Source organism: Nocardiopsis sp. NPDC007018 (assembly GCF_040635075.1).
In the GTDB taxonomy this organism is placed as follows: Bacteria; Actinomycetota; Actinomycetes; order Streptosporangiales; family Streptosporangiaceae; genus Nocardiopsis.
The window spans coordinates 70,106-79,395 of the sequence record NZ_JBEYHA010000024.1; the positions used below are offsets into that span (position 1 = coordinate 70,106).

At 70.5% G+C, this 9,290-nt stretch carries 7 protein-coding genes; 6 read left to right on the forward strand and 1 reads right to left on the reverse strand.

The genetic code is table 11. The features are described from left to right. Positions 1-47: 47 nt before the first annotated feature. Positions 48-860, reverse strand: a complete 813-nt coding sequence (locus ABZ635_RS15685) for an oxidoreductase (RefSeq protein WP_357764897.1) — start codon at positions 858-860, stop codon at positions 48-50. Positions 861-1,067: 207 nt separating this feature from the next. On the opposite strand from ABZ635_RS15685, the gene acs reads away from it, so the two are divergent. The 6 genes from acs (at position 1,068) to ABZ635_RS15715 (ending at position 8,879) form a co-directional block, all read left to right on the forward strand. Then, a complete protein-coding gene (acs, locus tag ABZ635_RS15690) occupies positions 1,068-3,038 on the forward strand; it encodes an acetate--CoA ligase (RefSeq protein WP_357764900.1) in 1,971 nt (656 codons plus the stop codon). A gap of 183 nt (positions 3,039-3,221) precedes the next feature. Further along, positions 3,222-3,710: a phage holin family protein gene (locus tag ABZ635_RS15695; protein WP_357764903.1), complete on the forward strand. Its 489-nt coding sequence runs from the start codon at positions 3,222-3,224 to the stop codon at positions 3,708-3,710. Between the two features lie 6 nt (positions 3,711-3,716). Next, positions 3,717-4,661 carry an alpha/beta hydrolase gene (locus ABZ635_RS15700; protein WP_357764906.1) on the forward strand — a complete coding sequence of 315 codons (945 nt, stop codon included), beginning with the start codon at positions 3,717-3,719 and terminating at the stop codon, positions 4,659-4,661. 7 nt (positions 4,662-4,668) lie between these two features. Continuing rightward, on the forward strand, positions 4,669-5,184 hold the full coding sequence (locus tag ABZ635_RS15705; protein WP_357764909.1) for a DUF309 domain-containing protein: 516 nt from the start codon (positions 4,669-4,671) through the stop codon (positions 5,182-5,184). Between the two features lie 555 nt (positions 5,185-5,739). Next, positions 5,740-8,109 carry a sodium-translocating pyrophosphatase gene (locus tag ABZ635_RS15710; RefSeq protein ID WP_357764910.1) on the forward strand — a complete coding sequence of 790 codons (2,370 nt, stop codon included), beginning with the start codon at positions 5,740-5,742 and terminating at the stop codon, positions 8,107-8,109. 278 nt (positions 8,110-8,387) lie between these two features. Then, positions 8,388-8,879 carry a histidine phosphatase family protein gene (locus ABZ635_RS15715; protein WP_357764912.1) on the forward strand — a complete coding sequence of 164 codons (492 nt, stop codon included), beginning with the start codon at positions 8,388-8,390 and terminating at the stop codon, positions 8,877-8,879. The last annotated feature ends 411 nt before the right edge of the window (positions 8,880-9,290 follow it).

Here is a 9,290-nt window from a genome sequence, read left to right on the forward strand (position 1 = left end):
CGTCCGCCCCGTCCGCCCCGTCCGCCCCCTGAGCCCCGCACTCCGGCTCAGCCGCGCTTGAGCGCCTCGCACGTGGCGAGGGAGTCCTGGGCGCCGGCCCGCACCGCACGGCAGCAGTACACGACCCAGGCGGCCACCCCCTCGGCGGTGCCGGTCATGTAACCGCGCAGGGCCGGGGCGTACTCGTCCCTCAGAGTCTGGTGGCCCAGCTCGGACGTGACCAGGGACTTCGGGTCCAGCCCGCGCTCCACCAGCGTCAGCCGCTCGGCGGCCCGCGCCACCAGCCCGTCACCCCAGCCGAACGGCCGGATCGCCATCAGCTCTCCGTGTACCAGTGCCGACGTCACCAGGGCGGGAACCGTCGTCCGGGCCCCCAACAGCGCGTACAGGCCCTCCAGCCGCGCCGCGGCCTCCGCGGCGCCCGGCGCCGAACCGAGGTCGAGCGGGTCCTCGACGCGCTCACCCTCCAGCCGGGGGCGCCCCAGGGCCTCCTCCGCCACCGCGTCGGCCGCGGCCAGGGTGTGCAGGCGGGCCAGGGCCTGGCGGGGGGCCTGGGGCCAGGTGTCCACCAGCGTGCCCAGCTCACCGCCGACACGGAGCGCGCCCTTGATCCGGGTGTCGTACACGTGCCCGTCGCGGATCTCGTCCATCGAGACCTCGGCGCCCTCCAGGGCGGCCGACGCGCACGCGCCCCGCAGGGAGGACTCCATGGACACGTCACTGCTCCGGCGGCGCAGGACGCGGTGTCCCAGCAGCCTGTCGACCAGGGTCCTGGTCTCCTCCACCGCGTCGCTCACCCCGGGAAGGGCGGCGATCCGGGACAGTGGGTCGGACAGGGATGCAGAAGTCGATTCGCTCACGGAAAACAACACTACGCGGCGGTAACACCGGGTGCTCCACGCCCCGGACCCGGGCTCGGGGGGACCGCTCGTCGCGGACCGGCGACCGTTCGCCGACCGTTCGCCGCGCGCCCGGGCCGTGCCGCCGCTGGACGTCGACCCGCCTGTTCCCGCGGTATGGACCACATGATTAATTGGGACGCACAGCCCAACGTAAGGAGAATCACAGTGGCCGACAGCACTCCCCCGAGCCAGGAGACACTGTCCAACCTTCTCCACGAGACCAGGAGCTTCCCGCCGCCCGCGGACCTCGCCGCGAACGCCAACGTCAAGGCCGACGCCTACGACGTCGCGGCGAGTGACCGCCTGGGCTTCTGGGAGGAGCAGGCCCGGAGGCTCCAGTGGGAGCGGCCCTGGGACACCGTCCTGGACTGGAACCCGCCCTACGCCCAGTGGTTCGTCGGAGGCGAGCTCAACGCCTCCGTCAACTGTCTGGACCGGCACGTCGAGGCCGGTCTCGGCGACCGCGTCGCCCTCCAGTGGGAGGGGGAGCCCGGTGACAGCCGGGCCATCACCTACGCCGAACTCAAGGACCAGGTCTGCCAGGCCGCCAACGCCCTCACCTCGTTGGGCGTGGCCAAGGGCGACCGCGTCGCCATCTACATGCCGATGATCCCCGAGACCGTCGTGGCCATGCTCGCCTGTGCCCGTATCGGCGCCGTGCACATGGTCGTCTTCGGTGGTTTCTCCGTGGACGCCCTCGGCCAGCGCCTGGACGACAGCCAGGCCAAGCTCGTCATCACCGCGGACGGCGGCTACCGGCGCGGCAAGCCCAGCGCGCTCAAGCCCGCCGTGGACGGAGCCGTCGCGGACCGCCCCGCCGTCGAGAACGTCCTCGTCGTCCGCCGCACCGGCCAGGACGTCGAGTGGAACGACCGCGACGTGTGGTGGCACGACGTCGTGGAGACCGCGAGCACCGAGCACGCCCCCGAGGCGCACGACGCCGAGCACCCGCTGTACATCATGTACACCAGCGGCACCACGGCCAAGCCCAAGGGCATCCTGCACACCACCGGCGGCTACCTCACGCAGGCCTCCTACACGCACTGGGCGGTCTTCGACCTCAAGCCCGAGACCGACGTCTACTGGTGCGCCGCCGACATCGGCTGGGTGACCGGCCACTCCTACATCGTGTACGGGCCGCTCTCCAACGCGGCCACCGTCGTCATGTACGAGGGCACCCCGGACACCCCGCACAAGGGCCGCTTCTGGGAGCTCATCGAGAAGTACAAGGTCACCATCGCCTACATGGCGCCCACGGCGATCCGCACCTTCATGAAGTGGGGCGACGAGATCCCCGCCGAGTACGACCTGTCCAGCCTGAGGGTGATCGGCTCGGTGGGTGAACCCATCAACCCCGAGGCCTACATGTGGTACCGGGAGAACATCGGCGGCGGGAACACCCCGGTGGTCGACACCTGGTGGCAGACCGAGACCGGCGCGATCATGGTCAGCCCGCTCCCCGGCGTCACCTCCGGCAAGCCCGGCGCCGCCATGCGGGCCGTTCCGGGCATCGTCGCGGACGTGGTGGACGAGGAGGGCAAGTCCGTCCCCGACGGCGAGGGCGGCTTCATCGTCATCCGCGAGCCGTGGCCGTCGATGCTGCGCGGCATCTGGGGGGACGACCAGCGGTACAAGGACACCTACTGGTCGCGCTTCGAGGGCCTGTACTTCCCCGGTGACGGCGCGAAGAAGGACGAGGACGGCGACCTGTGGCTGCTCGGCCGCGTGGACGACGTCATGCTCGTCTCCGGCCACAACATCTCCACCACCGAGGTGGAGTCCGCGCTCGTCTCCCACCCCAAGGTCGCCGAGGCGGCCGTGGTGGGCGCGGTCGACAAGGTGACCGGTCAGGCCATCGTCGGCTTCGTCATCCTGCGGGGCGGCGCTGAGGAGGTCCCGGCCGACCTGGTCCAGGAGCTGCGCAACCACGTCGGCAGTTCGCTCGGCCCCATCGCCAAGCCGGCCCGCCTGCTGGCCGTGCCGGAGCTGCCCAAGACCCGCTCCGGCAAGATCATGCGGCGTCTGCTGCGCGACATCGCGGAGGAGCGGGAGGTCGGTGACACCTCGACCCTCACCGACTCGTCGATCATGGACGTGATCGCCAAGCAGCTGCCCTCCGCCAAGAAGGACGGCTGACCGGGTCCGGTCCCCGAACGGCGCCCCGTCCCTTCCGAAGGGAGGGGGCGCCGTTCCCGCTCACCCAAGTGACGAAACCGAAGCCGCCGGTTTTGCGTGCCGTGAGAGACACGGGTGGGAGGGCATGTGCGAGGATGCGGAGGATCATCCACGTGTACGGACCGAGAGAAGGGAACCCCCACGATGGTGGACAAGCCGGGTACCGGCCGACCTGGCACTGCCAGCGACTCCGACCGTTCCATCGGTGAGCTGGTCTCCGACGCCACCGACAACCTCTCCCGCATCGTGCGGCTGGAGATCAAGCTCGCCAAGCTGGAGGCCAAGGCCGACGCCACCAGGATCGGCAAGAGCCTCGGCGAGTTCGGGGCGGCGGCCTTCGTCCTCCACCTGGTCCTCATCCTGTTCTCGGTCACCGTGGGCCTGTTCCTCGCCGAGGTGGTCGGGTGGGCCTTCTGGCTCTCCTTCCTGACCGTCACCGGCTTCTACCTCCTGATCGCCGCCGTCCTCATCCTGGTCGCCGTGATCAACCTGCGCCGCCGTCAGGGCCTGGCCCGGACCGCGGTCACCACCTCCCGTCTCGTGGGCATCCTGCGGGGCGAGGTCCGCCCGCCCAAGAACGGGACGGTCGAGGCCGCCTCGGACGACGAGACCCCCGAACCCGTCCACCGGTAGCCCCCGGTGCTGGACGACTCGGCCGCCTACGTCGACGGCCCCTGGAACCACCGGACGGTGAGCGCCGCCGGAGCCCGGTTCCATGTGGCCGAGCTCGGTGAGGGGCCCCTCGTCCTCCTCCTGCACGGGTTCCCCCAGTTCTGGTGGGCCTGGCGCGCCCAGCTGACCGGTCTGGCCCGGGCGGGATACCGCGCGGTCGCGGTCGACCTGCGCGGCTACGGCGCCAGTGACAAGACCCCGCGCGGCTACGACCTGGTGGGGGTGGCCCAGGACATGGCGAGCCTGGTCCGCGCGCTCGGCGCCGCGGACGCCGCCGTGGTGGGTCACGGGGTCGGCGGACTGGTCGGCTGGACCATGACCGCCTACCACCCTGACGAGATCCGTGCCCTGGCCGCGGTGTCCGCACCGCATCCCCGCCGCGCCGCGCGCGTCCTGTTCTCCGGTGGACCGGGCGTCGCGCACATGCTTCGCGCCCAGGTGCCGATCCTGCCCGAACACCGCCTCCTCGCCGACGGCTGCGTCCGCGTGGGCGATCTCCTCGACGCGTGGTCCGCCCCCGGGTGGCCGGACCGGGAGGCGCGGGAGCACCACCGCCGCGCGTTCGCGATCCCGAAGGTGTCGCACTGTTCGCTGGAGTACCACCGCTGGATCTTCCGCTCCCGGTTCCGTGCGGACGGGTTCAGGTACGCGTGGCGCATGCGCCGTCCGGTGTCGGTGCCGGTCCTGCAACTGCACGGTGAACTGGACCGGGTGTGCCCGCCTGGGGTGGCGCGTGCCTCGCGCCGACTGGTGCGCGCCCCCTACCGGTGGGTGCCGGTGCCGGGTGCCGGGCACTTCCCGCACGAGGAGCGGCCGGACGCCGTGGGGGACGCTCTCGTAGGGTGGTTGCGGGAAGTCGACGGTGGAGTCGGCGCCACCGGTGGCCGGGGCGCCGACGGCGAACGGCGGTGAGGGACCTATGAGCGGGGAACCCCGGTCCGGTGCGGACGGTGTCCGCGATCGCAACGCGTCCGGACAGGCACAGAACCAGCGTCCGCGGGACCGGTACGGCCGACCGATGCCGCACGGAGCGGTCGGTGAGGTCGACCGGGTGCCGGACGACGCGGTGTTCACCGTGGAGGAGGGCGTCGCCGAGGCGCAGCGCCTGCTCGACGGCGGGTTCGCGTTCACCGCGCACGAGGTGCTCGAAGCCGTGTGGAAGTCCGTGGACGAACCGGAACGCGAACTGTGGCGAGGGCTCGCACAGACGGCGGTCGGCGTCACCCACGCCCAGCGCGGCAACCGGGTGGGGGCCGCCCGGCTGCTCAGGCGGGGCGCCGACCGGGTGGCGGCCTTCGGCCCGGACGCCCCCCATGGTCTCGACGTCGCCGGGGTGGCCGCGTTCGCGCGTGCGTTGGCCGACGATCTGGACGCGGGTCGGGCGGCCTCGGGGGACGGGATCGACCCTTCGGGGATGCGGCTGCTCGGAGCGTAGTTCCGTTCGGACCGAAATGCCTTCCGGCCTCCTCCCCGGCCGCGTTCCACGGCGTGCCCGTGTAGTCCACGGAAGGCTCGTGTGCCCAGCGGGGCCAGAGGTGCAACCTCCGCATTCCTGACTTTATGCGTACTTTAACGTTAACATCGAGTTCACGCATTATGCGAGCGGATAAGAATTAAATGAGGCCTGACAGGGCTTTCATCCACTTCCCGTGATCACCGTGAGATCACATCTTCGATCTCTCTTGGACAAATGCCGAAACGGCTCTCTGCTTTCTTCGCCTCCGTGCGTAGAATCCCCGGATCACCGTCCGCGCGTGCGTGACTGCGGGCGGCGTTCACCACACAGGAAGGTGGCACCGCTTCGACCCGACGAGCGTGCCGTCGAGCCAGTTCAGGAGCCTTTCGGACGGCGGTACGTCCACGACGGCGGTGTGCGGCACCCGAGCCCGCGAGGGCCAGGCCCCGCGCACCACCGGCAGGGGGCCGAAAAGGACGTGCCCGTCTCAAGGAGGACGGATTGTCTGGGCTCAACCTCGCCACGGGAAGTGGCATGGCACTGGCACTGGAGGGCCGGGACCTCACCCTCGTCATCGTCGTCATGGTGGTCGCGCTACTCGCGCTCGCCGTCGCGGGGATGCTGGTCCGTGAGGTCCTCGCCGCAGGCCAGGGCACCGAGCGAATGCGCAACATCGCGGTCGCGGTCCAGGAAGGGGCAGCGGCCTATCTGAAACGGCAGTTCCGCACACTCGCGGTGTTCGTCGTCGCCATTCCCCTTCTCCTTCTGCTGCTCCCCGCGGACAGCTGGGCCATCGCCATCGGCCGGTCGCTCTTCTTCGCCCTCGGCGCGCTCCTGTCGGCCGCCACCGGGTTCATCGGCATGTGGCTCGCGGTACGCGGCAACGTCCGGGTCGCCGCGGCTGCGAGGGGCGGTGAGGAGAAGGACAACCACACCGCCATGCGGATCGCCTTCCGCACCGGCGGGGTCGCGGGCATGATCACGGTCGGCCTGGGCCTGTTCGGCGCGGCCCTGGTCGTCCTCGTCTACCGGGGCGACGCGCCCATCGTCCTGGAGGGCTTCGGCTTCGGCGCGGCCCTCCTGGCGATGTTCATGCGTGTGGGCGGCGGCATCTTCACCAAGGCCGCCGACGTCGGAGCCGACCTCGTCGGCAAGGTCGAACAGGGCATCCCCGAGGACGACCCCCGCAACGCCGCCACCATCGCCGACAACGTCGGTGACAACGTCGGCGACTGCGCGGGCATGGCCGCCGACCTCTTCGAGTCCTACGCCGTGGTGCTCGTCGCCTCGCTCATCCTCGGCCGCGTCGCCTTCGGCACCGAGGGCCTGGTCTTCCCGCTGCTGGTTCCGATGATCGGTGTCATCACCGCCATGATCGGCATCTTCATCGTGGCGCCCAGGGCCAACGACCGCACCGCCATGACGGCGATCAACCGGGGCTTCTTCGTCTCCGCCGCGATCTCCGCCGTGCTGGTGACCGCCACCGCCTTCTGGTACCTGCCCAGCAGCTTCGAGCAGATGTCCGGGGTCAGCGACAGCGTCCTGAAGGAGATCGCCGACGCGGGGACCAACCCCGACCCCCGGTTCATCGCGGTCGCGGCCGTGCTCATCGGCCTCGTGCTCGCCGCCGCCATCCAGCTGCTCACCGGCTACTTCACCGAGACCGACCGGCGCCCCGTCAAGGACATCGGCGAGAGCTCGCGGACCGGGGCGGCCACCGTGATCCTCTCCGGCATCTCCGTCGGCCTGGAGTCGGCGGTCTACTCGGCCCTGCTCATCGCGGGCGCCGTGTACGCGGCCTTCCTCCTCGGCGGCGGTTCCATCACCCTGAGCCTGTTCGCCGTCGCCCTCGCGGGCACCGGCCTGCTCACCACGGTCGGCATCATCGTCGCGATGGACACCTTCGGCCCGGTCTCCGACAACGCCCAGGGCATCGCCGAGATGTCCGGGGACGTCGAGGGCCGAGGGGCCGAGATCCTCACCGGCCTCGACGCGGTCGGCAACACCACCAAGGCGATCACCAAGGGCATCGCGATCGCCACGGCGGTGCTGGCCGCCACCGCCCTGTTCGGCGCCTTCCGCACCTCGGTGCAGGAACGGCTCGGCGGCACCGAGGTCTTCTCCCTCTCCCTGGACGAGCCCGACGTCCTGGTCGGCGTCATCATCGGCGCCAGCGTCGTGTTCTTCTTCTCCGGGCTGGCGATCATGGCGGTCGGCCGGGCCGCCCAGCGCGTCGTCCTGGAGGTACGCAACCAGTTCCGCACCCGCCCGGGGATCATGGACGGCACCGAGAAGCCCGAGTACGCGCGGGTGGTCGACATCTGCACCAAGGACTCGCTGCGGGAGCTGGTCACCCCCGGCCTCCTGGCGGTCCTGGCCCCCATCGCCGTGGGCTTCGCGTTCGGCTACGCGCCGCTCGGCGCCTTCCTCGGCGGGGCGATCGCCGCCGGTGTGCTCATGGCGGTGTTCCTGTCCAACTCCGGCGGCGCCTGGGACAACGCCAAGAAGCTCGTCGAGGACGGCCACCACGGCGGCAAGGGTTCCCCGGCGCACGAGGCCACCGTCATCGGCGACACGGTCGGCGACCCCTTCAAGGACACCGCCGGACCGGCCATCAACCCGCTGCTCAAGGTGATGAACCTCGTCGCCCTGATCGTGGCGCCCAGCGTGGTGATCTACGCCGACAACGTGGCCGTGCGGGTCGGGGCCACGGTGATCGCGGTCGGCGTGCTCGTCGGCGCCGTCCTGTGGTCCAAGAACCGGGGCGCGGGGACCGAGGACGACCTCGCCGAGGCCGACGGCGCGACCGAGCCCGCGGGCGCTCCGGAAGGCGTCGGGGAGAACGGTGGAGACAACGGCGGTTCGCGAGAGGAGGCCCGGGCCGGGGAGGGCAACCAGGCCTGAGTGAGGGGACCGGCGCTTCCGCCGGTCCGCAGCGGTGGTGCGGCCGTCCGGGAGGCCCGGGCGGCCGCACCGCGTCGTGGGAGGGGCGGGAGAGAGGGCTCGGGAGCCGCACCTAACCTGGGTGGACGCCCTCCGTGCGCGGCCCGGGCGGCGGAAGCCGAAGGTGAAGACGCAGTCGAGGGAGTGGCCTTGTCCGGGATGAAGGGTTTGCTGGTCATCGTGGGGGCGATGGTGGGGTTCATGGCCCTGCTCTCAGTCGTCGCGACGGTGCTGTCGTCATGAGCCGCACACTGCTGCTCATGCGTCACGCCCAGGCGGGGGACGGGCACGGGGTCACCGACCACGAGCGTCCTCTGACGGACCTCGGCAGGGAGCAGGCCGAACGGGTGGGGAAGGTGCTCGCCGAACTGGGGCACGTTCCCGACCACGTGATCTGCTCGACGGCCGAACGGACGCGTCGGACACTCGACGGGGTTCTGGGCGCCATGGACCCGGGCGTGCGCGCGGGCCTGACCGTCGACTACTCCGAGACCGCCTACCTCGCCGGGGTCGACCAGCTGTGGGAACTGGTCAACCAGGTCGACGCCGACGCCGACACCGTCCTGGTGGTGGGGCACAACCCGACCATCGCCCAGGTGGCCGCGTCACTCGTCGGACACGAGGCCCTGACGGCGTTCCTCCCGGCGACGGTGGCCGAGGTGGATCTGGAGGTGGAGTGGCTGTACGCCGCTGCGGGGACGGGTACCGGACGGCTCCTCGACCGAATGTGACCCAGGACACGCGTGGAACTGTTTGCGTCCACCCATGGCCAGGGGTAATGTTCTCCGAGTCGCCTCCGACCGGCCCAAGGTCGCAAGGAGGGATCAGGATCTTCTCGATCGAAACGAACACGGACTCTCCGTGGGCGTGATCGGATCTTCGAGTCAGACACCCTCCGAAAAACTCCGGTCCGAGCAGTGCTCGGGCCATGTAAACTCGGAGAGTCGCTTCAAAGGAAACAGGCACAAGCCGCAAGGCGCCCGAATCCACACGAAGCACAACGGGCTTTACCCCGATCTCGTGTCAAGCGAAAACGCTGCCACAAGCCGCCGATTTGGCGGGGCGCGGAACACCTGATAAAGTAAAGACACAACAAAGCGGAAACGCCGCGAAAGCGGCGGAAAAGCAGAAGCCTTCTCCGG

What these genes read in the sequence shown, in the direction of transcription:
- ABZ635_RS15710 (WP_357764910.1), top strand. Translation starts at nt 5,740, where the DNA reads ATGGCACTGGCACTGGAGGGCCGGGACCTCACCCTCGTCATCGTCGTC.
- ABZ635_RS15715 (WP_357764912.1), top strand. Translation starts at nt 8,388, where the DNA reads ATGAGCCGCACACTGCTGCTCATGCGTCACGCCCAGGCGGGGGACGGG.
- ABZ635_RS15705 (WP_357764909.1), top strand. Translation starts at nt 4,669, where the DNA reads ATGAGCGGGGAACCCCGGTCCGGTGCGGACGGTGTCCGCGATCGCAAC.
- ABZ635_RS15695 (WP_357764903.1), top strand. Translation starts at nt 3,222, where the DNA reads ATGGTGGACAAGCCGGGTACCGGCCGACCTGGCACTGCCAGCGACTCC.